23 protein-coding genes and 3 tRNA genes are annotated in these 25588 nt (G+C 71.9%); 11 read left to right on the top strand and 15 right to left on the bottom strand.

The annotated features are described in order from the left end of the window. Nucleotides 1-18: 18 nt before the first annotated feature. From ACFY2K_RS39835 to ACFY2K_RS39815, 5 genes are read right to left on the bottom strand one after another with little or no spacing between them, the layout of a single operon-like run. Complete coding sequence (locus ACFY2K_RS39835) at nt 19-1098, bottom strand: hypothetical protein (RefSeq protein WP_387717521.1); 1080 nt, start codon at nt 1096-1098, stop codon at nt 19-21. Beyond that, a complete protein-coding gene (locus tag ACFY2K_RS39830; RefSeq protein ID WP_387717519.1) occupies nt 1095-2024 on the bottom strand; it encodes a radical SAM protein in 930 nt (309 codons plus the stop codon). Before ACFY2K_RS39830 ends, ACFY2K_RS39835 begins: the two co-directional genes overlap by 4 nt. After that, entirely contained in the window at nt 2018-3175 is a 1158-nt protein-coding gene (locus ACFY2K_RS39825) for a hypothetical protein (protein ID WP_387717517.1), read from the bottom strand. Before ACFY2K_RS39825 ends, ACFY2K_RS39830 begins: the two co-directional genes overlap by 7 nt. A 22-nt stretch (nt 3176-3197) precedes the next feature. Further along, nucleotides 3198-4256 (bottom strand): zinc-binding dehydrogenase, encoded by a 1059-nt coding sequence (locus ACFY2K_RS39820; RefSeq protein WP_387717516.1) that lies wholly within the window; start codon nt 4254-4256, stop codon nt 3198-3200. Then, a complete protein-coding gene (locus ACFY2K_RS39815; protein ID WP_387717514.1) occupies nt 4253-5026 on the bottom strand; it encodes an HAD family hydrolase in 774 nt (257 codons plus the stop codon). Before ACFY2K_RS39815 ends, ACFY2K_RS39820 begins: the two co-directional genes overlap by 4 nt. 392 nt (nt 5027-5418) lie before the next feature. On the opposite strand from ACFY2K_RS39815, the gene ACFY2K_RS39810 reads away from it, so the two are divergent. Both ACFY2K_RS39810 and ACFY2K_RS39805 read left to right on the top strand, forming a co-directional pair. Next, nucleotides 5419-8913 (top strand): NB-ARC domain-containing protein, encoded by a 3495-nt coding sequence (locus ACFY2K_RS39810; RefSeq protein WP_387717512.1) that lies wholly within the window; start codon nt 5419-5421, stop codon nt 8911-8913. A 2-nt stretch (nt 8914-8915) separates the two neighbouring features. After that, entirely contained in the window at nt 8916-10082 is a 1167-nt protein-coding gene (locus ACFY2K_RS39805) for a damage-control phosphatase ARMT1 family protein (protein WP_387717510.1), read from the top strand. A gap of 93 nt (nt 10083-10175) precedes the next feature. On the opposite strand, the gene ACFY2K_RS39800 is transcribed toward ACFY2K_RS39805, so the two are convergent. The 6 genes from ACFY2K_RS39800 to ACFY2K_RS39775 all read right to left on the bottom strand — a co-directional run bounded on the left by ACFY2K_RS39800 (nt 10176) and on the right by ACFY2K_RS39775 (nt 16407). Beyond that, the gene (locus tag ACFY2K_RS39800) at nt 10176-10511 is read right to left on the bottom strand and encodes a hypothetical protein (RefSeq protein WP_387717508.1); all 336 of its coding nucleotides are present in this window, start codon (nt 10509-10511) and stop codon (nt 10176-10178) included. A 285-nt stretch (nt 10512-10796) separates the two neighbouring features. Further along, nucleotides 10797-12557 carry a hypothetical protein gene (locus tag ACFY2K_RS39795; protein WP_387717506.1) on the bottom strand — a complete coding sequence of 587 codons (1761 nt, stop codon included), beginning with the start codon at nt 12555-12557 and terminating at the stop codon, nt 10797-10799. Further along, nucleotides 12554-13123 (bottom strand): plasmid mobilization protein, encoded by a 570-nt coding sequence (locus tag ACFY2K_RS39790; RefSeq protein WP_387717504.1) that lies wholly within the window; start codon nt 13121-13123, stop codon nt 12554-12556. The genes ACFY2K_RS39795 and ACFY2K_RS39790 overlap by 4 nt, the downstream gene beginning before the upstream one ends. Nucleotides 13124-13584: 461 nt before the next feature. Then, on the bottom strand, nt 13585-14532 hold the full coding sequence (locus ACFY2K_RS39785; protein WP_387717502.1) for a DUF2637 domain-containing protein: 948 nt from the start codon (nt 14530-14532) through the stop codon (nt 13585-13587). A gap of 118 nt (nt 14533-14650) precedes the next feature. Next, a complete protein-coding gene (locus ACFY2K_RS39780) occupies nt 14651-15280 on the bottom strand; it encodes an ATP-binding protein (protein ID WP_387717547.1) in 630 nt (209 codons plus the stop codon). Nucleotides 15281-15360: 80 nt separating this feature from the next. Beyond that, the gene (locus ACFY2K_RS39775; protein ID WP_387717500.1) at nt 15361-16407 is read right to left on the bottom strand and encodes a hypothetical protein; all 1047 of its coding nucleotides are present in this window, start codon (nt 16405-16407) and stop codon (nt 15361-15363) included. Between the two features lie 627 nt (nt 16408-17034). On the opposite strand from ACFY2K_RS39775, the gene ACFY2K_RS39770 reads away from it, so the two are divergent. The 4 genes from ACFY2K_RS39770 to ACFY2K_RS39755 all read left to right on the top strand — a co-directional run bounded on the left by ACFY2K_RS39770 (nt 17035) and on the right by ACFY2K_RS39755 (nt 20612). After that, on the top strand, nt 17035-17667 hold the full coding sequence (locus tag ACFY2K_RS39770) for a helix-turn-helix domain-containing protein (RefSeq protein WP_037600953.1): 633 nt from the start codon (nt 17035-17037) through the stop codon (nt 17665-17667). A 678-nt stretch (nt 17668-18345) separates the two neighbouring features. Then, on the top strand, nt 18346-18513 hold the full coding sequence (locus tag ACFY2K_RS39765) for a helix-turn-helix domain-containing protein (RefSeq protein WP_375895234.1): 168 nt from the start codon (nt 18346-18348) through the stop codon (nt 18511-18513). Then, entirely contained in the window at nt 18513-19721 is a 1209-nt protein-coding gene (locus tag ACFY2K_RS39760; protein WP_387717497.1) for a tyrosine-type recombinase/integrase, read from the top strand. The genes ACFY2K_RS39765 and ACFY2K_RS39760 overlap by 1 nt, the downstream gene beginning before the upstream one ends. Before the next feature lie 135 nt (nt 19722-19856). Beyond that, a complete protein-coding gene (locus tag ACFY2K_RS39755; protein WP_387717495.1) occupies nt 19857-20612 on the top strand; it encodes a DUF6928 family protein in 756 nt (251 codons plus the stop codon). 153 nt (nt 20613-20765) lie between these two features. Here the strand turns inward: ACFY2K_RS39755 and ACFY2K_RS39750 are convergent. The 4 genes from ACFY2K_RS39750 to ACFY2K_RS39735 form a co-directional block, all read right to left on the bottom strand. After that, nucleotides 20766-20839, bottom strand: a tRNA-Phe gene (locus tag ACFY2K_RS39750). 27 nt (nt 20840-20866) lie between these two features. Then, a tRNA-Asp gene (locus tag ACFY2K_RS39745) sits at nt 20867-20940 on the bottom strand. Nucleotides 20941-20995: 55 nt separating this feature from the next. Then, nucleotides 20996-21068: transfer RNA gene (locus ACFY2K_RS39740), tRNA-Glu, on the bottom strand. Between the two features lie 127 nt (nt 21069-21195). After that, nucleotides 21196-21537: a metallopeptidase family protein gene (locus ACFY2K_RS39735; protein ID WP_375895143.1), complete on the bottom strand. Its 342-nt coding sequence runs from the start codon at nt 21535-21537 to the stop codon at nt 21196-21198. 70 nt (nt 21538-21607) lie between these two features. Here ACFY2K_RS39735 and crcB (ACFY2K_RS39730) point away from each other — a divergent pair, with 70 nt between their 5' ends. The 5 genes from crcB (ACFY2K_RS39730) to ACFY2K_RS39710 form a co-directional block, all read left to right on the top strand. Then, complete coding sequence (gene crcB, locus ACFY2K_RS39730; RefSeq protein ID WP_375895145.1) at nt 21608-22081, top strand: fluoride efflux transporter CrcB; 474 nt, start codon at nt 21608-21610, stop codon at nt 22079-22081. Continuing rightward, nucleotides 22078-22467: a DUF190 domain-containing protein gene (locus ACFY2K_RS39725; protein ID WP_375895148.1), complete on the top strand. Its 390-nt coding sequence runs from the start codon at nt 22078-22080 to the stop codon at nt 22465-22467. Before crcB (ACFY2K_RS39730) ends, ACFY2K_RS39725 begins: the two co-directional genes overlap by 4 nt. Then, the gene (gene crcB, locus ACFY2K_RS39720) at nt 22464-22838 is read left to right on the top strand and encodes a fluoride efflux transporter CrcB (RefSeq protein ID WP_360237829.1); all 375 of its coding nucleotides are present in this window, start codon (nt 22464-22466) and stop codon (nt 22836-22838) included. The genes ACFY2K_RS39725 and crcB (ACFY2K_RS39720) overlap by 4 nt, the downstream gene beginning before the upstream one ends. A 145-nt stretch (nt 22839-22983) precedes the next feature. Beyond that, entirely contained in the window at nt 22984-23634 is a 651-nt protein-coding gene (locus ACFY2K_RS39715) for a hypothetical protein (RefSeq protein WP_375895153.1), read from the top strand. A gap of 195 nt (nt 23635-23829) precedes the next feature. Then, nucleotides 23830-25588, top strand: a 1759-nt coding sequence (locus ACFY2K_RS39710; RefSeq protein ID WP_387717492.1) for a DEAD/DEAH box helicase, incomplete at its 3' end; no start/stop codon positions are given.

The raw sequence follows: 25588 nt of genomic DNA, 5'->3' as shown, positions 1-25588 counted from the left end.
TGAACTCCTTCGGTCGTGTCACAGCTGGGGCCAGAGCGAGAAGATGCCGACCAGGCGCTCGGTGAGCTCCTCACGGAGTTCGCGCCAGCGGTGGCCGCCGGTGCGGCGGGCTTCGGCGGCCAGGTCGTAGGCGTGGCCGCCGGTCTCGGGCAGGCAGGCGAACATCTGGAGCAGAGCGGAGGTGTCGTCGTCCGGTCCGGAGTCGGTGTCGGCTGCGAGCAGGGCGCGGATGTCGTCGGCCGGCATGGCGGCGGTGATGCCGGAGCCGGGGATGCTCTTGCTCATCTTGGGAAGGCCGCCGAGGCCGGGGATCATCTTGGTGTAGATGCCGGAGAGGCGGTCGGCGGGCAGACCCCAGCGTTCGGCTCCGCGCCGGGCGAGTGCCACGTACTTGTGCTCGTCGACGCCGAGGGAGACCAGGACGTGGCGGTCCTGGGCGAGCAGGTGGACGAAGTCGGCGGCCATGAGGAGGGTGGCCTGCTTCATGCCGTAGGTGAGGTGGTCGAAGACACCGTGGTTGCGGTAGAGGCCGGAGAGGTCCTCCTCGGCCCAGGTGAAGTCGGCGTCGTCCAGGTGGCGGGAGAGCAGGAAGGCCGTGGCCAGGACGTCGGCGTTGCCCTCCTGGCGGCGCAGGACTCCGCGCTGCTCGTCGAAGCCGAGTCGGCGTACGAACTCCTCGTACTGGTCGGCCAGTCGGCGGACTTCGGCCAGCGGGGTGCGGCGGGCGTTGTAGGAGTCGAGGTCGCCGAGCACGATCTGGACGTGCAGTCCGTGCTGCTGGAGCGTGACGGCGCGCAGGAGCTGGAAGACGGTGCCGGCGTGTGGCGGGCCGCCGAGGCCGACGCCGGTGGTCACGGTGGCGGGCTTCCCGTCGGCGACGGCGGTTGCGAAGCCCCGGGCTCCGGTGTGGCACATCCACTTGGTGCGCAGGTCGTCCGGGCTCAGGTCGGCGAGCGGGAAGTCGATGGCGCCGAGGGCGGGTTCGGCGTCGGCCTCCGGGGTGGCGCTGCCGCTGGCGGCAGCGGTGCTCTCGGGAGCGATGCGCTCGTAGTTGTGGCGGGCGATGACGTCGTCGTAGTACGCGGAGTCGAACTTCACGGTGCGGTCACTTCCTTGTCCGGGGAGGTCGTGGTGGAGGTGTCGGTGGTGGAGCGCGATGCGAAGGCCCGGCGGACGAGGGGCTCGAAGCCGTCGGTGAGGAGGTTGCCGAGGACGGTGTTGCGGGGCGCGGCGACGCTGCCGAGATCGGCGGTGACGGTGCCGTCGGCCAGGACCCAGACCCGGAAGGGGTAAGGGTCCTCGGCAGCGCGGGTCGGCTGGTCGTACACCTGGATGCCGGTGCCGGACAGCAGGTCGCGGACGTGGGCGACGGCCTGGGTGAACGCCTCGCGGTCGTAGGCGTAGAGGTCGGCCTTGCGGGAGTTCGCGCGGCCGATCGGGCGGTACTGGGAGATCAGCCAGTACTCCACCGGCGTGCGGGCGGCCAGGCCGGTGATGATCTCGGCGAGGCCGGGGAGGGCGGCCAGCGAGGTAGCGGTGGTGAAGGTGTTGAAGGCGAGGCGCCGCCGGTCAGCCGCGAGCAGGTCGGTGTTGGCCCGGAAGGTGGTGAAGTAGCCGTCGCCGCGGAACCAGTCGGCGCTTTGCTCGTCGGGGCCGTCCACGGCCAGGGAGTAGAGGGTGACGTGGTCGCGCAGGCCCGCGTAGCGGTCGGCGAGCAGCAGGCCGTTGGTGTGCAGGTTGGTCTCGAAGCCAGCGGCCTGGGCGTGCTGGAGCGCGGGCTCCAGGTGGTTGTCGTACGGCATGACGGGGTCGCCGCCGGTGAAGACGATCCTCCGTGCCTCCGACTCGGCGCGGACGCGGTCGATGACGCGGCGGACGGTGGCCTCGTCGGTGTGCACCCGGTTGCGTTCGCGGTAGCAGAAGCGGCACACACCCGGGGAGCCAGCCGTCTTCGGCAGGTCCCAGGCGTTGCAGTCGGTGTTGAGGACCAGGTGCACGATGGGGAGTTCTTCGTGGGTCAGCATGCGGTCGTCTCCCTGTCGGAGGCCGGACGGTGGTCCGAGGGCAGTCGTAAGAGGGCGTCGACCGCGCGTGGGGCACCGCCCGTGAGGAACACGAAACGGCGCAGGGTGTCCAGGGCGGCTCCGTCGTCCACGACGGCGAGCGCGGTGGCCAGCCCAGCCCGCAAGGTGGGGGCGGCGCCGGCGGTCACCATCAGCACAGCCGCGTTCAGGGCGACGGTGCGCCGGGCCACCGCCGGGGCGCGGCCGGCGAGGAGATGCACGATGGCGGCGACGTTGGCGCGCGGATCGGCGCGCTGTGCCAGGGAGCCGAGGCCACCGACCGGGCTCACGACACCGCCGGCCTCGCCGACGGCGCGTGCGAACTCCAGGTCCTCCTTGCCAGCGGTCAGGCGGCAGACGCGGACGGTACCGCCGGGAATCAGCTCGTCGACCTGACTGCCCGGCACGGGGGAGGAGTTGACCACGGTGACGTCACCGAGGCCGAGCCGGTGCAGCAGTCGCGCGGACACCTGGACGGCCGGGTGGGACAGGCCGTAGACGAAGCCGTGGCAGGCCACGGGGCTCAGCAGGGCGGGGAAGCCCAGGCTCAGGGCGTGCACGGCCTGGAAACGGCGGCCGTACCGCTGGTCGAACACAGGCACCCGGTGCTCGATGGAAAAGAACCCGAAGCCGCACTCCCCCGCGATGTCCACCATGGCCTGCGGCGAAAGAGACTCGCACCGCGCACCCACGACGTCCATGAAGTCCCGGGAACCGGTCTTGGAGGAGGCGCTGCGCGAGCCGAGCTTTGCGATGTGTGCGCCGCCCGCTGCGGCGACCAGCGCGGCAGCCGAGCTGATGTTGATCGTCTTGTACGTCTTCTTCCCGCTGCCGGTGTAGCCGACCAGCCGCATCCCCGACGGCGGCATCAGGGGCTCCCACGCGCTGTGGTCCAGCGTGCGGGCGGCCCGGATCGCGGCTTCCACCTCGGCAGGGCGTGGTCCGCGCAGGAGCAGCGCGGTCAGCACGCTGCCGAGCATCACGTCACGGGGCGGGCCGGCGGGCAGCCAGAGCAGGTGCAGCAGACCGTTGTGGACCTCAGCCGGGGAGATGTCGTCGGGTGAGTTGACCAGGTGCACGAGGTCGGGGATCGGGACGGGGGGCGAGTGCATCGCGGAGCTCCTAGGGGCGAAGTCAGCTACGGGAAGTGAGCAGCACTTTCAGCGGTCGGCGCGCAGCGTCGGGGCGGAGCGCGTCCAGGGCGTCGGGCAGCCAGGCGAGCGGGTAACGGGTGGAGATGAGGGCCGTGGCCCATGCGCTGCCCGCGTCCTGGTCGAGCAGTTGGAGGGCATCCCGGAAGTCGTCGCAGTCGTTCGCGCGGCAGTAGGAGTACGAGCCCCGGACAGTGAGTGAGCGTCGGAACACCTCGCGAACCGGGGTGGGCAGCTGTACCTGCGGGGCGTAGGCGTTCTGGACGAGGACCGTGCCGCCGTCCCGTACCGCCTCGAGTGCCTGGAGAAGCGGCGCGGGCGAGTGCCCAGAAGCCGCGTCGACCACCGCGTCGCACGCGCCCGCGGGGAGACCTGGAGCCGGGCAGACGGTGACGGAGGTGCCCGCCAACAGGGTCCGGAGCCGCGCTTCGTGGTCCGGCCTGCGAGTGGTCAGGAGGACATCCCATCCTGCTCGGGCCGCGACGACTGCGGTGCAGATGCCCAGGGTGCCGGCGCCGATGACCCCGAGGCGGCTCGTGCCACTGGAGGGTGGTGCTTGCAGGCCACACCGCACGCCGTGCAGGGCGACCGCCACCGGGTCGGCGAGGACGAACACAACCGGATCAGGCGCTCCGGCAGGCAGCGGGACAGCGTTCCGCACGGGAACGCGAACGGACTCGGCCAGGCCGCCGGGCAGGTCCCAGCCGATGCGCCGCAGGCCGGGACACAGGTGGATGCGGCCCAGGACGCACTCGGCACATGCATCGCAGCCGACCAGCGGGTTGACCGCGACCCAGTTCCCGGTGGTGTCGTCGATGCCGACGACCTCGTGGCCGGGCACCCACCCTTCGGGAATCGGTCCGCCCCAGGAGTCCGAGCAGAGCTTGCTGGTGTCGCTCCCGCACAGTGCCGAGAAGCGCACCCGGACGTCCGTCGTCCCGGCGTCTGCCGGCAGTACGGCGCGGCGCACAGGTGCGAGGCGTAGCGGACCGTCCGGCTCCCCGGGCTGGGCTTCCCAGACGAGCGTGCCGACGCCGGTCACCGGACTTCCTGCCGGTTCGAGTTCGTGACGCCCAACCAGGTCGGCAGGGCCTCGACAGACCGGAGCGTGACGCCCGGCCAGGGCTGTCCCTGGCCGCCGAAGGCCAGCGTGTCCGTGCCGCCCCGCCGTTCCACCCGCACCGCCCGCATTCCGCAGCGCAGGGCCCCGAGCAGTTCGTTGCCACCACCGTCGCCGCAGTACAGCACCGAATCCGCAGCGCTCCCGAGGCGTTCGGCGACCCGCGTGTACAGGTGCCGGGTGGGCTTCACTGCGCCCTCGCGGCAGCTGAACACCGCCACGTCGAACTGTTCGGAGAGTTCGGAGTGGTGCCACGCCTCGGCGATGTCGGGGGCCGCGTCACTCAGCAGCGCCAGCCGGATGCCGGACCGCCGCAGCGTGTGGAGGCTCTCCAGCACTGACGGCTCGGCACGCAACCGTCGGGGCGCCAGCTGTCGCAGTACTGACTCCACCTGGGGGACGTACTCAGCCGGTGCCCCGCACTGTTCGGCGAGATGCGCGGCGATCTCGGTGGGCGTGCTCAGGGTGCCGTCGTGCCGAGCCTGCCAACTGGCGCCGAGCACCTGGTCGGCGATGTGGTCCGGCACGTGCAGTTCGGCGGCGATCCTCCGCGCGGCATGGCTGCGCTCGCGATCGTCCGGGGCCGGAACCAGAGTTCCGAAGAGGTCCAGGATCACGGCGGTGGGCCGCCATCCGGCAGGCGTCGCAGCGACGATCGGGCTCTGTTCCGGGCGGGTCAGGGTGCTGTCCATCAGTTCCCTTCCGTCACCGGCGACGGCGATGGGCCGAGGCCGGTGATCGAATTACCGAGTGGGGGCTTCTCCAACGGCTCTGCCGGCCGAAGCCCGGAGGTTGAGGAGCTGTTGAAAGCCTGCCCGCCGGAGCCCGTTCCGGCGTAGGTCCGCGCGTCGCACCGGCGTGGAACCGGCACCGAACCGAGCCGGGCGGTACCGGAGTGCGAGTCGATCACCACTCGTCGCGGCTGTGGTACTCGTGCTGAACCCGTGCTGAACCATTGGCCGTACGCCTCGGGGCGCCTCGGAATAGGCTGCTAGCGTCGTCAGTACCGATTGCGGGGGGTCGAGTGGGCACGGTGCAGCGTTGGTCAGGTCGTGAGGCCAAGGCTCTCCGTGAGGCATTACGGATGACCGTCCGCGGCTTCGCAGCCCACCTCGGTGTCAGCGATCGGACGGTCTCCAAGTGGGAGGCCGGCGGGGAGCATCTGTTCCCCGTGACCGACTCACAGGCACTGCTCGACACAGTCCTCGACCGGGCGGACCCCGACGCTGTGGACCGCTTCCGACAGCTCCTCGACGGCCACGCCCGTCATCGAGCGACCACTGTGGGAAGTTACGTCCTAGCGCCACCTCCGGAGCCCGGCTTGGTACACAGATCCGAAGACTTCGACAGCGTCATCTCCCTGCTGGCCGAGGCGAACGCATCCGGCAGGAGCCCCGTCCTGGCGGTGTGCGGACCCGGCGGCTTCGGCAAGACGACCCTGGTCACTCAGGTGTGCGAGGACCCCGGCGTCCGGGAGACGTTCCCCGAGATCCTCTGGGTGGAGACGGGAGAGGGCTGCACCGCCGCCCGCGTCGTGGAGCTGATCTCCGACCTCTGCGTGCACGTCGACGGAACCCGCCCCGCACTCACTGACCCCGAGCAGGCCGGCTTCCACCTGGCCCGTGTGCTGCAGGACAGGCGGGTGCTGCTCGTTATCGACAACGTCTGGTCGGCGGCGGACCTGGCCCCGTTCCTCTTCGGCGCGCCGTCCTGCACTCGCCTCGTGACCACGAGGAACATCCGAACCTGCCCGTCGACGGCGCAGGTGCTGCGGCTAGGCCCGATGTCGGCTCCGGAGATCAGCGAGCTGCTGACCCGGTCCGTCTCCCGGCTGACCCGGCCGGCCGCCGACCGGCTGGCGGCCCTGTGCGGAGGGTGGCCGCTGCTGGCCACCGTGGTCGGCTCCAACGTCTCCTCCGACCTGGCCGCGGGAGCCTCGGCCGAGCGGGCCGTCACCGAGGCCAGGCAGGCACTGCACGCCCACGGCCCGCAGGCGTTCGACGTCTGGGACGCGGACCAGCGTTCCAACGCGATCGGCCACGCCATCACCGCCAGTCTGCGCAGTCTCGACGAGGGCGTACGGATCACCGGCGGCTCGTCGCTGCGCGAGCGCTACCTCTCCCTGGCGGTCTTCCCCGCCACACTCCCGGTGCCCCTTAGCGTGCTCACCCACTGGTGGGGCATGTCCCACGGCTGGTCGGCCAGCGCCGTCCGCCAGTTCTGCCGGATCCTGGCCGACCGCTCGCTGATCAGCGCGTACCTTGCCGACCGGGACGCGGTGGTCCTGCACGACGTGTTCCGCTCCTACCTGAAGCACATGGTGGGCGGTCAGTGGGAAGCCCTGCACGCCTCGTTGATCGATTCCTACCGCGGCGCCGGTGCGGCGGACTGGTCGCAGCTTCCGGCGTCCCACCCCTACATGTGGCAGCAACTGCCGTACCACCTGCACGAGGCCGGACTCGATGACGAGCTGGTGGACCTGCTGTCGTCCACCTCGTACGTGGCGCGCAAGGCGGCCACTATCGGCAGCCAGTCCCTGGCGGCCGACGCCATTGTCCTCGGGGCCGTCGAACCCTTCCGGGCCGACTCCCATCCCCGGCACCGGGACTGGCACCGGGCGGGCACGCTGACCGGTGCCGGATACCTGCTGCACGGGCTCCGAACGCCGCAGGACATGGCAGCGACGCTGACCCTCGCCCTCGTGCGGGCGGGCGACCTGCCGTCCGGCAGCACCACGGAGACCGCCGACGCAGTCGGATTCCAGACCTCGTGGGCTCGGGCCGCCGTAGTGGGGCACGGCCACGTGGGCGCCGTCGTCTCGGTCGCGACCGCTGCGGGCCTCATCGTCTCCGGCGGCGAAGACGGCGCCGTCCGGGTTTGGGACCTCGCCTCGCGCACCCTGGTCCACGCCTTCCACGCCCACACCGGCTGGGTATTCGCCACTGCCCTGACGCACGACGGCGCGCTGCTGGCCTCGGCAGGCGAGGACGGCCTGATCCGCCTCTGGAGCCCCCGCACGGCAAGAGCTCTCGGAGTCCTCGCCGGTCACGATCGCCGGGTCCGCTGCCTCAGCTTCACCCCGGACAGCCGGTACCTGCTGTCGGCGGCCGAAGACGGGAACGTGCGGGTCTGGAACGTCGAGGAACTGACCCTCAGTCACTCGATGGCGACCTGCGGAACGCCGCTGTGGACGGTCTCCGTCGACGCCGCTGCGCGGGTCGTGGCCGCAGCGGGTGAGGACGAGTTCGTCCGCCTCTACGACCTGGCGACCGGCTCGCTCCTCGACGAGAAGGCGGGTCACCGGGACTGGGTCCGGTCAGTGGCCTTCTCCCGCACCGGCGGGCTCCTCGCCTCGGGCTCGGGCGACCGCTCCGTGGTCCTCTGGGACACCAGCGGTGGCAGGCTCAACCAGGTCCGGCGGGTGGACGGCCTTCCCGCACGCGTCCGCTCGGTAGTCGACGGCCAGTCGGACCTCCTCCTCGCAGCCACCGAGGACGCCGTCATCCGGGCGTTCGACGCCGGCGGGCCGGTCGGCGAGGTGCAGATGCCGCCGGGCGTCGACTGGGTCCGGGCACTGGCCTGCGCGGCCGACGGAACGGTCGTCGCCGGCTGCGAGGACGGCGCCCTGCGGCTGTGGACGAAGTCGGAACCCGACGGGCTCCACACCGTGGCCGAAGGATCGAACACGGTCTGGTCCACCCACATCACGTCCGACGGCGGCCTCGGCGCCGTCGGCCACGGTGACGGCCACGTCGAACTCCTGGACCTGCCCACCGCCGCGTTGCACCGCGAACTGCTGGGCAGCGCGGGCCGGGTGTGGTCGGTGGCCACCGGTGGCAGGTACGTCGCGGCGGCCTGCGGGGACGGCTCAGTCCACGTCTGGTCCCTCGACGACGAGAGCTGGACGCTGCGGCTCAACGACGACGTCACCCGGAGCTGGAGCGTCGCGGTGGCCCGGTCCGGCACCCGGCTCGCAGCCAGCACCGGCGACGGGCACATCCGGTGCTGGGACCTCCCCTCCGGAATGCTGGTGTGGGAGCAGCAGGCCCACGCCGGCCGGGTGCGGTCGCTCGCGTTCGACGCCGAGGGACACCTGCTCGCGGCGAGCGGCGGCGACGGCTCCGTGCACCTCTGGGACTCGCGCACGGGCCGCCACCTCAGCCGGTTCGTGAACCCCGGAGGATGGGCGCGGTCAATCGCCGTCGACGCCGCAGGTGCCCACCTCGCGGTGGGATCGGGCACCGGCGAGATCCACGTCCGCAACGTCCGGACCGGCCAGTTCACCGCTCACCTGTCCGGACACGTCGGCCGGGTCCTGATGATGGCCTTCGGCGACGATCCCGACCGGCTGCTGTCGGCGGCGGCCGACGGAACCGTGCGGGCCTGGTCGATCGGCCGACAGCACCAACTTGCCGAGGTGCGCGTCGACGCGACGCTGAACTGCGCCGCTGCGGACCCCGGTACGGGTCGCGTGCTCGTCGGGAGCGCGGCTGGCCCGGCGTCGCTGCAGCTCCACCACGGGCACACCGTGGATCATGTGGCGGAACCCGCCGACAGCCGAGGAGAAGGACAAGTCTGACCATGCCCAACGCACCCGTGATCCTGAGCGGCACCCCCGGTTCGTTCGCCCGGGACGTCTTCCACGAGCGGCACCCGAAGCTCATTCAGCAGGTTCTCGACGCACTGCCGTACGGGCCGAGCGAGCGGGTCGCGATCGAGGAGCTCCTCTCCGAGAGCACTGACGGTGTGCTGCAGCCGCTCAGCACCAGTGCCCACGATCACCAGCAGTGGCTGGAGTGGGGTGAGGGCCTGTTCGGACGGCTGTGGGGCGAGGCGCCGTTCCTGTGGGCCGAGAGCTACTTCTACCGCAGGCTGCTCGAAGCCACCGGCTACTTCCGGCCCGGGACTTGGCAGGGCATCGACCCGTTCGCACCGTTCAAGGGCGCCGAACTCGCCGGCCCGGCCGTCGACGCCGAGTTGGCGGCCCTCGGCGACCTGCCCTCGGACTTCACCGACAAGCGAGCCGCCGCGCTTCTCTCCTCGGCGCTCTGGGGCAACCGCGCCGACCTGAGCTTCCAGATCACGGCGGAGGCTGGAGGGTCGATCGCGTCCGACCTGGTGGCGGACGACAGCGAGTCGCTCTGGGCCGAGCTGGAGCGGGCCGAAGGCGGGCGTGTCTGCATCATCGCGGACAACGCCGGCCGGGAGCTCCTGCCGGACCTGGTGCTGGTCGACCACCTCCTGGCTTCCGGCCTGGCGGCACAGGTCGTCGTGTACGTGAAGCCGCAGCCGTACTACGTGTCGGACGCGACGATGGCCGACGTCCTCGCCACTGTCGAGCGCCTGCGCACCGCCACCACGGCGGCTGCGGCGACGATCGGCGAACGGCTGTGGCGAGCGATGAACAGCGGCACGCTCGTGGTCCGCACGCACCCGTTCTTCTGCGCGCCGCTGCCGTTCCACGACATGCCGGCCGACCTCCGGTCCGAGTTCGCCGGCGCAGCGATGACGATCCTCAAGGGCGACCTCAATTACCGTCGGCTGGTGGGTGATCAGCTGTGGCCGCCCACCACGGCGTTCACCGAGGTGGCCAGCCACTTCCCTTCAGCCGTCACGGCCCTGCGGACGCTGAAATCGGACGTGATCGTCGGTGTCGACGCTGCCGTCGTCGCTCAGCTCGACAGTGCCGGGACGCCGTGGCGCACCAACGGCCGCCACGCCGTCATCCAGGTCGACCTCCGCCGGTAGTCGAAGCGCCGTCCGTGTGCCCTGCTGTCCTCGCTCGTCCGGGCGTGACGCGGCAAGCGTCGGAGGTGAACAGTGGCGGGTGCGGCGTGGACCTCAGTCCAGGTTCCAGGTCGTTCCGGCGAGGAGGCCGTCGAAGGCGAGGGCTCTCATGGCGGTGTCGAAGTCGTCCCACTCGTGCTCGGGTTCGACGTAGTGCAGGTCGAAGTCGGCCCGGGTGAGGTCGGGCTCGCGCCATTCGTGGGCGCAGCGGCAGCGGACGAAGATCTGGTCGTGGACGGCGAGGAGGAGCCAGTCGCGGCGGGCGCCGCAGCCGGTGCAGGTGATGGTGATGCCGCGCGGGTTGAGCTCGGCGGGGTATGGGACGGCGCGGATGACGGCACGCGCGGGTTCGGGGGCGGGGTTGTAGAAGTCGTGGTCGTAGTCGGTCATGCGGTCCCTTCGGGTTGGCAGCGGGGCAGCAAGGGACCATACGACGTGTGCTGCCGGAATGGATCCCTCCCAGCGCGAAGGACATCGAATCGACACCGTCACCTTGCTGCAGGGTAGTTGTGGCGCTCCGGCCGCCGGGTTTTCTCGGGAAGTCCCGGCGGTCTGCTTCGTTGGCTGGGTCCTGCTTTCGGTGGCGGCTGACGGGTGGCGTCCGTGCTGGGCGGGATTGGTGGGTGGGGGCTGGTGGGCGGGTGCGGAGGCTCCGCACCCGCCCACCCGGGTTGGTCACCGCTTTCGGCGCATCTGGTCGGGGGCGACCGGCGCCGGCGGTGTGATGACCGGGGTAGCCGGTGTGCCGGTGGTGCGGCTGGTGGTGCGGGCGCGGGCTGCCCTGGTGCGCAATTCGTCGGGGGTTGCGGCCGGTGCGGGGGTGGGGAGGTTGGCGTCGCGGCGGATCCGCCAGGTGAGGACGGCGGCGGGTGAGTCGGCGGTGGCGAGTTCGCGGCGCCCAGCGGCGTTGGTGAGCAGGGTGGTCGGGTTGTGGCCGACGGCTTCGGCCTGGGCGAGGGTGGCGGCGAGGGCTGCCCAGTTCTCCTCGGAGAGGAGCCGGGTGGCCTGGTCGGCGGGCAGGGTGCGGCGGACGGCGTCGGCCTGCCGGTCGTGGTCGGGCTTCGGGAGGAGCCGGCCTTCGAGGGTGAGGTGGGCGATCGGCTTGGCAGCGTGCCGGGTGTAGGCGGCGCGGAGGTGGTCCGCCGCCGTGCGTGCGGCGTCGGCCTGGTGGCGGTGGCCTTGGGCGGCGTGCCACTTGGCGATCACGATGGCGAGCAGGACGAGGCTGGTCAGGGCCGTGGCGGCGGCCGTGCCGTCCTCGCCCCGGCCGGTGGCGGGTCCGGCGTGGAGGAGTTCTCGGGCGGCGGAGCGCATCGCGCGCAGGTCTGCGCCGGCGGCGCGGGTGTGGGCGGTGCGGGTGTACTCCAGGGCTCGTGCGGCCTGGTGGAGTTCCTTCCTGCTGAGGGTCGGGCTGGTGGCGGCGAGCGTGTCGAGGACTTCGAGGCTGCCTCGGATCACCGCCTCCGCGCGCGCGGCGTCCTGGTCGTCGTCGAAGGCCAGGTAGGCGCGTTCGATGGTAGTGCTGGCCCGGTGGCGGCCGTCAGCGGGCCAGGTGCGGGGGTCGGGCGTGGGGAAGGCGGGTTCGTCGATGCCGAGGGCGAAGCGCGCCTGGATCTTCGGCTGGGTGAGGTCGGAGGCGAGCTTGCTGCCGGAGAACCAGATCGGCCCGCTCTCGCCGCCGGTGGGGAGGGCGAACTTGTAGCCGGTCACGTCGCCGGAGGGCGCACGGCGCACGGCGAGGAGCACGCCCTTCGCGGCAAGCCGGGCGGTGAACTCCTCCTCGTCCGCGGCCCCGGCCAGGGCTTGGCGTACGGCGGTTCGCAGCCGGTCGCGGTCGGTGCCCTCCTGGCCGAGGCGCTGGGCCTTGTGCAACTCCGCGCCCTTGGCACGCTTGGGGATCGCGTCCCGGTACTCGCGGGTGCGGGTGTCGGAGAGGTCCTTGAGTTTGTACTCGCGTTCGATCTTCGTGAGTTCGGTCTCGACGCGGTACTGGTCGCCGCGCAGGCGGGCCTGCGTGAGGTCCGCCCGGACGACGGTCGCGAGGATGTGGATGTGGTCGTCGGCGTGGCGCACGGCGATCCAGCGGCAGCCGTTCGGGTCGCCGTCTGGTGCGATCCCGGCGGCGGCCACGATGCGGCGGGCGATGGTGCCCCACTCCTCGTCGCTGAGGATGCGGTCGGTCGGGTCCGCCCGCACGGGCCGGTGGTAGACGTGCTGGGTGACCGGCTTGCCGTAGCGGACGACGTGCAGGTCGAGCGCGTCGCGGAGCTGGACCAGGGCGGCATCTGGGTCGCCTGGGTCGCGGCCGGGGTCTGGGGCGAAGCCGCCCCAGGAAGCGACGATGTGCGGGTCGGTGTGCTCGTTGGCCTTGCCTGGACCGAAGAGGTACTTGAGCGCGCCGTGCGTCTTGGACCCGCGTATGGGCTTGCTGATCATCGGTGCTTCGCCTTCGCCTTCGCCAGGCGCATGGCCGACGCGTCGACCTCCGCGACAGCCGCCCGGACCTCGGAGACCAGGGCCAGGGCCCTGTCGAGGACGGCTGCCGCAGGGCCCGGTTCGACGCCGATGCCGGCGTTGAGCCGGTAGGCGATCTGGTTGGCGTTGTTGCCGACCGGCGCCAGCTGGCCGCGTGCCGCGTCGAGTGCCGTGATGGCCCGCTCCAGACGCTCGTCACGGGTGGTGATGCCGACGAAGTCCTCGGCCAGTGCTTTGCGCTCCAGGTAGGCGGCAACGTTCAGTTCGGCTGCGGCGGCCAACTGCTCGATGCGCGTCTTCGTCTCTTCAGTGCAGCGGAAGCCTACCTCCGTCGTCAGGGGGTTCTCGGGGTCGCGGCGGCGACGCTTCGCGGTGCGCTGCTTGCGGCTGGCGGCGCTCGCGGAAGGACTGACGACGACGGTGAGCGGCAACGCGTCGGCGATGGGATCGGACGGCGAGCTGGCGGGCTTCTCCTCCTTCGCCGCGCCCTCGCGGTGAAGCTCCGGTGCTGCCGCCCCCGGCAGCACCGGCTCGTCCGCGCCCTCCTGGGCGGGGGCGCCCGCGTGCGTGGCCCCGTAGGGGCCTCGTACGCACTCGCTTGCTCCGCCAGGGGCAGGGAGGTGGTCAACTCCGTTGCGGTCCTGGGAGCTTACAGGCTTCCCGAGCAGGCTGTGCAGGGTTCGTCGGACGGCGTTCACGCGTGTCGTTCCTCGGTGGCGGCTGGCGATTCGGGCTGGTGGGTGTGTGGGTGGGCAGTGTCCGGGTGGTTGCGGGTTTGGCCGTGCCGGAGTTCGCAGGTATGGGCGACGTGTCAGGCGCGGTCTTCCCGGGACCGAACGCCGCAGGGGACTGGTGTCCGCGGTGCGAGTCGAGTCCGGCCGGGTGCAGTGACCGGGCGGCGGCGGCCTTCTGCCGAGTGCGGCGGTGGGTCGGCAGAAGTCGGTGTCCGGCTGACCGACCGGGCCGGTCAGCCGGACACCAGGGCCGGTCAGTCGGCCTCGGGGTGCGGAGGGTTCTGTTCGTCGGCTTGCTCCTCGCGGAGCTTGCGCATCAGCTCGGTGAGGCGGGTACTGCCGAGCGGAAGGCCGGCGTCGCGCACGGCCTGTTCGACGATCGCGCGGGTGAGACGGCCCTCGGCGGCGACCGCCGCGCGGCCCACCTCCAGCAGCCGCTCCATCGGCGCGCCCGGCGGACGCCCGATCGGCTTGTTCTCCGCCCCGGCGGCACCTTCGGCGGCTTCGGCCAGGGTTTCCGGGTCATCGGCCGGTCGGTCGTCGGCTTCTGCCGGTTCGGGGTCGGGCAGCGCGTCGCGCCACTCAGAGGGCAGAAGTCCGGCGGCGGACAGGAGCGTCAGGAGCGCGTTCTCGTCGCTGCGGTCCTCCGCCCGTTCCGGCCGGAACTCCGGTTCAGGGTCGGCGGTCACCGGGTCGGCAGAAGTCTCGGTGCGCGGAAGGGCGTTCTGCTCACCGGTGGCGGTTGGGGTGTCGTGGCCGTGGCGGGCGATGAGGATGTAGAGGTGGACGGCGCCGCCGAGGGCGAGCGGGGCGAGGGTGGACAGAACACCGACGACGGTGTCGGTGAGCCTCAGCCCGCTGCCGGTGGTGGGCAGTTGGTTGAGGCGGACGGCGTGCAGGGCGTTGGCCCAGACGCTGGTGGCGGTCGCTCCGGCGAAGAGCGTCCAGGCGTAGGCGCGGGCGGGCCAGCGGGCGTCGCGCAGGACGAGCAGGGCTCGGACGCCGTAGGCGATGAAGCCGTCGATGATGATCGGGAAGAGGTAGGTGAGCGGCCCGCGCACGTGGGTCGCGCCGGCCATCTGCCGCAGGGCGTCGTAGGACAGGACGAAGCCGAGGACGCCGAGCAGGGCGACGGCGAGCCGGTCCCAGAGGGTGACCCGGACGGTCGGAGTGTGGGCAGGGGGTATCGCGATGGTGGTCAACGGTGGTGCTCCAGGGGTGGCCTCGCCGTGGCGGGCGTGCCGAAGCGGCAAGGCGGTGGTGGGGTGAAGTTCGGGGAGGCCGGCGTGCCGGCCGGGGTGCGCTGGGCACCGGCGCTGGTCAGGCTGCGCTTCGCCTGCGGCGGTCGGCGCCGGTGAGGATCGCGCGTTCGCACATCTCCGCGAGGCGGGAGGCAGTGCGGTCGCCGAGGGCGTTCTTGATATCGCCGGGCGCCAGGTTGGTGGTGAAGATCGTCGGGAGCAGGTGCTCGTAGCGGTGGTCGACCAGCCGCAGCGTGAGCTCCTCGGTCCACTCGGACGCCTTGGCGGCGCCGAGGTCGTCGAGGACCAGCAGCGAGCAGGCCATCAGATCGCGCATCTCCCGTTCGAGGTCCGCGCCCTGGCGGGGCCGCTGGGAGGTGTACAGCTCCGTTGCCGTGAGCTTGTTCCAGCGCAGACGCACACCGGCCTTCAGCAGGCTGCGGATCGCCCCGTACGCCTGGTGGGTCTTGCCCGAGCCGGTGGGTCCGGCGATCAGGAGCGAGGGCCCCTGGGCGATGCCGAGGGTGCCGCCGGGGCCGGGTCGGCAGGCCAGGGTGACCTGCTGGACCCAGGTCGTGACCTCCGGGTGGTCGGCTTCGGCGAGGCGGTAGCGCGGCGGGATGCGGCGGTCGGCGAGCTCCAGCGCGGTGGAGGGCTGGTCGGTGTCGGGCAGCGGCCGGTCGGGGTCGATGCCCTTGGCGGCCAGCATCTGCTCCAGGCGCAGGACGGCGCCGGAGGCCGTCTGCGGGTCGCGACGCTCGGCTGTGCGGCGGGGGTTGGGCAGGCTGGTCACAGGTCCCCCTCGTAGTAGTCGCGGGCGTCGGCCGGGTTGGTGAAGGGGCGGTACGGGGACCGGGCAGCGCTCTGCCCGGTGCGGGTGGCCCCGGCGGGCTGGGCGTTGATCGCCTCGTGGACCATGCTCGGCAGCACGCTCGGGCTCATCGGCTTCGCCGCGTACAGCCGAAGCCCGGCGCGGATGTCGTCGTCACTGGTGCCGCCGTCGAGCAGGTCCTTGATGACCTTGCCGAGGTGCCCCCGCACGTTGGCCGGAACCGGCTTCGGGCAGCCCGCGACGTACTCGGCCACCAGGTCGCCCGCGTTCACCGACGGCTTGCCGGTGGGCGCGGCGACCAGGACCGGGCCGTCCCGGTCGGGTGCTGCCGACGAGGGTGCCGGGGTGGGCGCGGCGCCGCCGCCCCCTTCAGGGGTAGATCCATGGTCCAAGGTCCATGGTCCAGGCACGACGTTCTCCGGAGCCCTCCGGAGAGACTCCGGAGAAGCGGTCTGACCTGCGCTTTCGCTCGGAGCTGCCGCATCGGGCACCGGCAGGGCTGCTGCGGGGGTGGGATCGGGGTCGGCGGAGAAGGGCCGCTGGGCGGGGACGGTCTCCGCGAGGGCCGCGAGCGGTTCCGGAAGGCTCCGGAAGTTCTCCGGAGCCGGGCGCGCGCAGCCCTGGCCCTTGGCCTTGCACTTGCCGCACCAGCCCGCGGGCTCGTGGACGGGGCAGGCGGGCAGGCGCGAAGGGGTCGGGTGGGAGATCTTCTGGTGCTCGTGCCACTTGGTGACGTGCAGGTACTGCCGGCCGTCGCAGCCGGTGTACCGGCAGATCAGGCCGGTCTCGGCGAGTTGGCGAAGCTCGTCCTCGGTGTCGAGCGCGGTGTGCTCGGGCCGCAGCGACCACAGGGCGCCGTTGAGGACGGCCGCGTTGTCGCGCTGGCGCCCCTCGTCGTCGGCCTGGGTGAGCAGGCAGACGAACGTGCGCTCGGCGGTCAGGGAGACCGAGGCGAGGTCTTCCGAGACGGGGTACTCGGGCTTGATGGTGCGGATGCGCGCCATGGCCTACCACCTCGCCTTCGGGGAGAAGGCGTGCGAGACAAGGCGTGCGCTGGCGGCACGCGGCGTCGTACGCTTGGGCACGGAGATTCCTTCCCCGGTGACATTTCGGACGGCAATCCGGTCACCGCGGTCGATCGTCGTGGATGGGCGGTTAGGGGATCCGTGGAGGCCCTCGGTGTTGGTAGCACCGAGGGCCTCGGTGTAGGTGGGCGGCCCCTTCGGTGAAGCCGGTAGATCTGGTCAACTGCAAGCCGTGCAGAGGATGTTGAAGCGACCGTCCGCTTGGCGGCGCGAGCTCGACACTATGTCGGTCCCCCTCGAAGATCCAATGCGAAGTGACCCCATCCGCTCACGGCAGACAGGGCGGTCCGCCCGGTGTCGCGAGGCTGCTCGACACGGTCTCCCGGCAGCGCTTGGGCGCGAGCCCGCTCGGGTTACGCGGCGGCGGGACGGAAGCGGCCGCCACGCGAAAGTCTGGAGAACTCCTCCACGGCTTCGGCTTGCAACACAGCAGGCCGGTCTTCCTGTGTAGTCATGGGCTCACCTCGTCCGGCGGGTCGGGAAGTCGGTGCCCCAATCCCTACCATGGACTTGCGGCGACACACAATCGGAGCTAATTTTGCATCCATGACACAGACCGACTGGCCGTCCAAGGTGACAGCCCGCGTGGCCGACGCTCTTCGAGCACGGCGCAAGGAGCTCGGCCTGAGCGCCCAGGACGTCACCGACGCTTGCGCCGCGCTCGGGTACCCGATCCCGCGCACCGTGATCGCCAACCTCGAGAGCGGCCGGCGGGCGAGTGTCGATGTGGCCGAGCTCCTCGTCCTTGCGGAGGTCCTCGGCGTGCCCCCGATCACCATGCTCTTCCCTCTCGGTACCGCCCCCACCATCGAGGTGCTGCCGGGGCGGGAAGTGTCGATGTGGGACGCGGTGGCCTGGGTGACTGGTGAGTCGCGGGAGGAGGCGATGAAGGCGCCCACGCAGACCGTGCTCAACATGTTCCGCGAACACGGCATCCTCGTCTCGGTCGCGATGCTCAGCCGCGAGCTGGGCGAGGAGAAGCGCCGCGAGGCGGCCCTGGCCAGAGATCCCGAGCACCGAGCGAAATTCCTCGACATGGTCGCCGAGCTCGACAGGATTCACGCACGAGACATCCAGTCGCTCCGCAACTGGCGTGCTCGCATGCGCGAACTGGAGGTCGTGCCTCCCGCGCTGCCTGATGAATTCGCTTACCTGGAGTCCTCGGAGACCGCCCAGTAACGAGCCCGTTCCGGGCCGACCGCCCGAGCACTCCCCGGCCGTTGCCCTGCCATTTGGTGCGGCCGGAATCCAGAGCTACTGTCACACCCCACTGCGGCTACCAACCGCGTGAAACGCCCATCCACGACGATCAACCACGGTGCCGGGTTGCCGCCCACCAGCCACCGGGGAAGGAACCGCGTGCTGCCCACGCGTCGCCATGCCGTCGGCCAGACTGCCACTGGCCCGGCGCAGGCCGAGGTCATCCTCGGCCGTCTCGCCGTACCTGCCATGCTTGCCGCCATCGCGGCCCCCAGACCGATCTGACGGTCCATCCACGCTGTCGCCGGTGACCACGTCCCGGTGCCGCCTTCGGGCCGACAGCTTCTTCCCAGTCACCCGCCGCCCCGCACCGGGCCGGTCGGGACTTCTCTCCTGTTCCCGGCAGAGGCGTCCAGTCGCCAAACCTTCGCCCCTGCCGGGCCAGATCCCTCCGCACCTGGGCGCTCGCGCGCCCGCCAACTGAAGGGTCCTGTCCCTAGCATGGCACTCTCGATCGTTGCTTCGCCGAAGGTCCCGGCGCCGCCGTCGCTCACCTCCGCCGAAGCCGCCGGCTCGCTCGGCGGTCCGGTCCTCGTCTCCGCACCTGTCGCCGCTTCGGCGGGCGCGGCCGATCCCACGGCCCCGCACGAGCAGCTCCTGCTCACCATCCCGGACGTCATGGCCCAGCTCCAGCTCGGCCGCTCCACCGTCTACGACCTCATCCGCACCCGCCGCCTGCCCTCGGTGACCATCGGCCGCTCCCGCCGCGTCCCGGCCGCCGCCGTCCGGACGTTCGTCGCCGAGCTCGCGGAGGTGGCGGCCTGATGGCCAAGCGCAACCCCAACGGCGCGGGCAGCATCACCCTGCGCAAGGACGGCCGCTACCACGGCCGCGCCTACGTGATCACCACCTCCGGCCTCCGCAAGCGGGTCTCCATCTACGGCAAGACCTGGGACGAGGTCCACAACGCCCTCGTCGAGCTGCAGGCCGACGCCATCAACGGCATCCCGCTGCCCGACACCGACTCCAACGTCGGCCAGTACCTCAACTACTGGCTCGCCGAGGAGGTCCTGCCCAACCGACGGCCCAAGACCTACCAGGGCTACGAGAGCGTGGTCCGCGTCCACCTCATGCCCGGCCTCGGCACCAAGCGGCTGCGCGACCTGCGCGCCCAGGAGGTCCGCGTCTGGCTGAACCGGGTGCGCGCCGAGTGCCAGTGCTGCAAGGGCGGCTGGGACGCGCAGCGGCCCAAGCCGATCTGCTGCGCGGCAGGTGAGTGCTGCAAGCGGCTGCTGTCCGCGCGGATGATCCAGTCCGTGCACGCCGTGCTCCGCAACGCGCTGGAGCACGCCGTCCGAGAGGAGCTGATCCACAAGAACGTGGCCAAGCTCGTGAAGGTCCCCGCGCCCGACTACCGGATCGGCAAGGGCCTGACCACCGCTCAGGCCAAGCTCGTGCTCAAGGAGCTGAGCGGCCACCGCCTGCACACCCTCTACGTGCTCGCGCTGATGCTCGGCATGCGCCGGGGCGAACTGCTCGGCCTTCGCTGGAGCGCAGTCGACCTGGAGCGCGGCACCCTCACGGTGAGCACCAACCTCCAGCGGGTCGACGGCGAGCTGCGGCTCGTCCTGCCCAAGACGCTCTCCTCCGAGCGCACCCTGCCGCTGCCCGCGCCCGTCCTCGCCGCCCTGATCGACCACCGGGAACGTCAGGCCGTCGAACGCGCTGCCGCCGGCATGGACTGGCAGGAGAACGACCTCGTCTTCCCGTCTCGGATCGGCACCCCGTACGAGCCGGACAACCTGCGCCGCAGCTGGCACGCGGTCCGCGGGCGCCTCGGACTGGACGACCTCCGCTTCCACGACCTCCGCCACACCTGCATCACCCTGCTGCTCGACCTCGGTGTGCCCCCGCACATCGTCCGGGAGATCGCCGGCCACAGCGACGTCGGCGTGACCATGAAGGTCTACGCGCACGCCTCCCTCGCCGAGCGTCTCAAGGCCCTGAGCCGCCTCGGGGAGGCGCTCTCCTAGCCTCGCGCTCTGGCTCATAAGTTCGTCCGGTGCCCGGCAAGACCCAGGTCTTGCCGGGCACCGGTGTCTTACGCGGTTGGTAGTTTGCGGTCTGCCCTCGGGCCGGGGGCCATCGCTCTGAAGAGGGGTCGACACGTGGGAGCCAAGACCGGACTGCTCGTCTACATGGATCCGGCCTCGTCCGGCCCACTCCGGTTGTCGGCGGAAGCGGATCCGGAGCGGACTGCTGAGCTGGTCGGCCGTCTCTACCCCGGGTGGGAGGTCACGGAGTCGTCCGGTTGCGAGCTCGGCGACGCTACGTACCCGCCGGACGGGACCGCGTACCTCGGCTCCTTCCCCGGGGTCGACATCGTCTGCGATCAGCACTGGATGGGCGACTACCCTTCGCGGCTGCCGCAGCACCTGATCGATGCGAGCGCGGGACGCCGACTGGTCGTGCACTGGATGCACAGCGTGGTGGACTTCCTGGCCTTCGCGGTCTGGGAGGACGGGCAGCTGGTCCGCTCGCTCAGCGTCTCGCCGGACAGCGGTGTGATGGAGAACATCGGCGAGCCGTTGCCGTTCGAGGCGCCCTTCTGGGCCGGAGAGCACCCGGTGGAGCCGGTGCCGGGCTGGCCGACCAAGGGGCCGTACCCACTGCCGTTCCATCCCCTCGACCTGGGGGAGGAGGCCCTTCGGTTCTTCTTCGGCTTCGTGCTGGAGGGTATGCCGGAGCCAGAAGACATGGATCCGTACGAGGTGGTCCTCCAGGGCTTCCGTCTCGCCGATCCCGACGGGCCGACTCCGGAGGAGAAGGAAGCCGCGATGCGGGCCATCATCAGCCGGATGGGGCCACCCCGGATGTTCACGTATGGCCCTGACGGCACCATGGTCGAAATCGAAGGATTGTGATCGGCGTCACGCCGCCTCGATTCCTGGGCGGCCTGGTCGGGCTGTCCGAATTCGCCGCGATTCGGGGCCGTTGGCGTCAGCGTTGGCGTCAACAGGCATGAAAATGCCCCCGAAGCGATCCGCTTCGAGGGCATCGTGCCTGGTCAGGCTATGTGGCCAGGGCCGGGGTCGAACCGGCGACCTTCCGCTTTTCAGGCGGACGCTCGTACCAACTGAGCTACCTGGCCGTACTGCACCGTCTCTTGCGAGACGAGCGATCCCGACGGGACTTGAACCCGCGACCTCCACCTTGACAGGGTGGCGAGCTAACCAACTGCTCCACGGGACCTTGTGGTGGCGAACCACCAAGGTCTTGCGGCACTGCACTTTACTACGGTACTGCGTGCCCCCAACGGGATTCGAACCCGTGCTACCGCCTTGAAAGGGCGGCGTCCTGGGCCACTAGACGATGAGGGCTTGTGGTCCGTTCGGCTGTTTCCAGCGTTCCGGGGACGTCGAGAAGCATATGGGATGCGGGGCGGATCGCCAAAACGGGTTTGGGCCGGGTGGGGGTGGGGCCGCCGGAGGGGCCTCCGGCGGTGGGTCAGGACCAGCCGAGTTCGTCCAGTTCGTGGTCGTCGAAGCCGAAGTGGTGGGCGACCTCGTGGATGACGGTGGTGCGGACCTCCTCGACCACCTGCTCGCGGGTCCCGCAGTGACGCAGGGTGGGGCCGCGGTAGATCAGGATGCGGTCGGGCAGGACGCCGGCGTACCACTCGCCGCGCTCGGTGAGCGGGGTGCCCTCGTAGAGGCCGAGGAGCTCCGGGTCGCCCGGGTCGGGTTCGTCCTCGACGAAGACCGCGACGTTGTCCATCATCGCCGCGAGCTTCGGGGGGATCTGGTCGAGGGCGTCACTGACCAGCGTCTCGAACTCTTCCCGGGTCATCTCCACCGGATCATTGTCGGGTCTGGGGTGACGGTGTGCCAGGCGGCGGACAGCGGTGTTTGATGGGCCTGTGACGACCTCGGAGGACGCGTTGGACGACACCGCGACGGCGACGCCGACGCCCCCGCGCCCGTCGGTGCTGCGCGGGCAGGGGCCGGCCGTGGCGGTGGTCGCGGTGGGCGGGGCGATCGGGGCGCTGGCGCGGTACGCGGCCGGGCTGGGCTGGGAGACCGGGCCGTCGGCCTTCCCGTGGACGACGCTGCTGGTCAACGTGGTGGGCTGCGCGGTGATCGGGGTGTTCCTGGTGGTGGTCACCGAGGGGCGTCCGGCGCACCCGCTGCTGCGGCCGTTCTTCGGCACCGGGGTGCTGGGCGGGTTCACCACCTTCTCGACGTACGCGGTGGACGTCCGCCGGCTGCTGGAGGCCGGGCGGCCCGGGCCGGGGCTGGCGTACCTGGGGCTGACCCTGGCGGGCGCGCTCGGTGCGGTGTGGGCGGCCGCGGTGCTGACCCGGCGCGTGATCCACCGCGGCGGTGCCCGGTGAGCCGGCTGGGCGGGCCGGCGCTGCGGCTGACCGCGCTGGTCGGGGAGAGCGACACCTGGCACCACCGGCCGCTGTACAGCGAGATCGTGCACCGGGCGCGGGCGGCCGGGCTGGCCGGGGCGAGCGTGTTCCGGGGGATCGAGGGCTTCGGGGCCTCCTCGCTGGTGCACACGGCGCGGCTGCTGTCGCTGAGCGGGGACCTGCCGGTGGCGGTGGTGATCGTGGACGAGGAGGACCGGGTGCGGGCGTTCCTGCCGCAGCTGGAGGAACTGGTCGCGGAGGGGCTGGTGGTGCTGGACCGCTGCGAGGTGGTCCGGTACGCGGGGCGGGCCGCGGGCGCGGCGGAGGCGGGCCCGGGGGCGGGCGCGGGGGAGTCGGCGGAGTGAACTGGCTGCTGGTGGTGGCGGGCGCGGCGGTCGGCGCCCCGCTGCGGTACCTCACCGACCGGGCGGTGCAGTCCCGGCACGACTCGGTGTTCCCGTGGGGCACCTTCACGGTGAACGTGTTCGGCTGCCTGGTGCTCGGCCTGCTGACCGGGGCGGTGGCGGCCGGCGCGGCCTCCTCGCACGTCCAACTGCTGGTCGGCACCGGCTTCTGCGGGGCGCTGACCACCTACTCGACCTTCTCGTACGAGACGCTGCGGCTGGCCGAGTCCGGTGCGGGGCGGTACGCGGTGGCGAACGTGGCGGGGAGCCTGGCGGCGGGGCTGGGCGCGGTGTACGCGGGGGCGGAGCTGGCCTCGGCGCTCTGGGGCTGAGCGGGCCCCCGGACGGGCTCCCGAGGGGGCGGCCGCCGAGAACCGCGCCACCCACCCGTGTCCCGGCGCGCCCGGCGCGCGTTGGGCACCGAAAGCGGCCGCGCGGCAGTGGGCGGCCCGGGTGGGGCGATGGAGAGGGAGCTCGGTGGCTTCGGTGCGGGCGGCGCGTTCGGGCGCGGTGGTACGGGCGGCGGCGGTGCTGGCGGTGGCCGGGCTGGGGCTGACCGGGTGCATGTCGGTCGGTCCGGCGGCGGAGGAGAAGCACGGCGTGGCGCCGGTCGGCCAGGCCGGTCCGGCGGGTCGGCCGGGGGCGACGGGCGGCCCCTCGGCCCCGGCCGGCGGCGGGCACCCGGGGGGTGCGTCGGGGCGCTCGGAGCGCCAGGGGGGCTTGCAGGCCGAGAACGCGCCGGCCGGGGTGACGAGCGCCACGCCGGGTGAGCTCGCGCCCGGCGCGAACGGTGTGGTGGCCGGGGTGGTCCCGGTCCCGGGGGCGGGCGCTCCCGAGGGCGCGCCGGGCGGCAGCGGTGCGTCGGGCGGCGCGAACACCAGCCCCGCGCCCCACCCGGGCGGTGCCTCGACCGGCGGCTCGGCGGGCACCGGCGGGACCGCCGGCACCGGGGAGGGCCGCTCCGGCGGCGGTTCGGCCGGCACCCCGTCGGCGACCCCGAGCAGCCACCCGTCCGGCACCCCGGAGCCGGAGCACACCACGCCGGCCGCGACCGTCCCGCCGGGCCCGCAGCCCTCGACCGGCAGCTCCGGATCTTCGGCCCCGAGCCCCGGTGCGGGCGCGCATTAGCGGCCTGGCCAGGGCATTTGCCTCCGATCCCGAGGTTCCTCTATGGTGGTAGATCGTTCGTTTGATTCATTTGATTGGCGCCCTATTCCCATCTGGCGCCCTTGGCGCGTTCCGGCGATCCGTGGCTGACCGCATAGAGGCGGTTGTGAAACAGAACCCCGGACTTTGGCGCGTGCCACTTCCGGAAGGTTTTGCATGTCTCTCGTTGACGACGCCCGCTTCGCCATGCCCGCGAATGAGGCTGCCGCCGATGTCACCGACACCACCGATGTCACCGACACCACCGACACCACCGATCTGACCGCCGAGGCCGCGGAGCTCGCCGCCGAGGTCACCGACGCCGCCGAGACCGTCGAGGACGCGGCCGAGGACACCGAGCCCGCCGAGCCGACCATCACCTTCGGCGACCTGGGCCTGCACGACGACGTCGTCCGTGCCCTCGCCAAGCGCGGCGTCACCACCCCGTTCCCGATCCAGGCCGCGACCATCCCGGACGCCCTGGCCGGCAAGGACGTGCTGGGCCGCGGCCGCACCGGCTCCGGCAAGACCCTCAGCTTCGGCCTGCCGCTGCTGACCCGCCTCGCCGACGGCGAGCGCACCCGCGCCAAGCACCCGCGCGGCCTGATCCTGGTCCCGACCCGCGAGCTGGCCATGCAGGTCGCCGACGCCCTGGAGCCCTTCGGCTCGGTGCTCGGCCTCAAGCTCAAGGTCGTCTGCGGCGGCACCTCGATGTCGAACCAGATCTACGCGCTGGAGCGCGGCGTCGACATCCTGGTCGCCACCCCGGGCCGCCTGCGCGACCTGCTGAACCGCGGCTCGGCCAAGCTGGCCGACGTCCAGACCGTCGTGCTCGACGAGGCCGACCAGATGGCCGACATGGGCTTCCTGCCCGAGGTCACCGAGATCCTCGACCAGGTGCCGGCCGGCGGCCAGCGCCTGCTGTTCTCCGCCACCCTGGAGAACGAGATCGACACCCTGGTGAAGCGCTACCTGAAGAACCCGGTCACCCACGAGGTCGACCCGTCGGCCGGCGCCGTCACCACCATGACCCACCACATCCTCGTGGTGAAGCCCAAGGACAAGGCGCCGATCACCAACGCGATCGCCGCCCGCAAGGGCCGCACCATCATCTTCGTCCGCACCCAGATGGGCGCCGACCGCGTCGCCGAGCAGCTGATCGAGGCCGGCGTCAAGGCCGACGCGCTGCACGGCGGCATGACCCAGGGCGCCCGCACCCGCGTCCTCGGCGACTTCAAGGACGGCTACGTCAACGTCGTCGTCGCCACCGACGTCGCCGCCCGCGGCATCCACGTCGACGGCATCGACCTGGTCCTCAACGTGGACCCGGCCGGCGACCACAAGGACTACCTGCACCGCTCGGGCCGCACCGCGCGCGCCGGCCGCTCCGGCGCCGTCGTCACCCTGGTGCTGCCGCACCAGCGCCGCGGCGTCTTCCGCCTGATGGAGGACGCGGGCGTCGATGCCAGCCGCCACATCCTGGACCACGCCTTCGACGCCGAGGTCGCCAAGATCACCGGCGCCCGTTCGCTGACCGAGGTTCAGGCCGAGAGCGCCGCCAACATCGCCGGTGCCGCCGAGCGCGAGCTCGCCGACATGACCCGCCAGCTGGAGCGCGCGCAGCGTCGCGCCACCGAGCTGCGCGAGGAGGCCGACCGCCTGTCCGCCCGTGCGGCGCGCGAGCGGGCCGACCTGGGCATCGTGGACGAGGCCCCGGCCGAGGCCGGCGAGGAGGCCGCTCCGGCCGCCGCCGAGGCTCCGGCCGCCGCCGCGCCGCAGGCCGAGGAGCGCACCCCGGCGTACCGCGAGGCGCGCAGCGAGCGTCCGGCCTTCAGCCGTGACCGTGACGACCGTGGTGGCCGTTCCGGTGGCTTCGGTGACCGCGAGCGTTCCGGTGGCTTCAACCGTGACCGTGACGACCGCGGCGGCCGCTCCG

The organism is Kitasatospora sp. NPDC001309, assembly GCF_042896295.1.
Classification (GTDB): domain Bacteria; phylum Actinomycetota; class Actinomycetes; order Streptomycetales; family Streptomycetaceae; genus Kitasatospora.
This window is presented reverse-complemented; position numbering and strand designations above follow the sequence as displayed.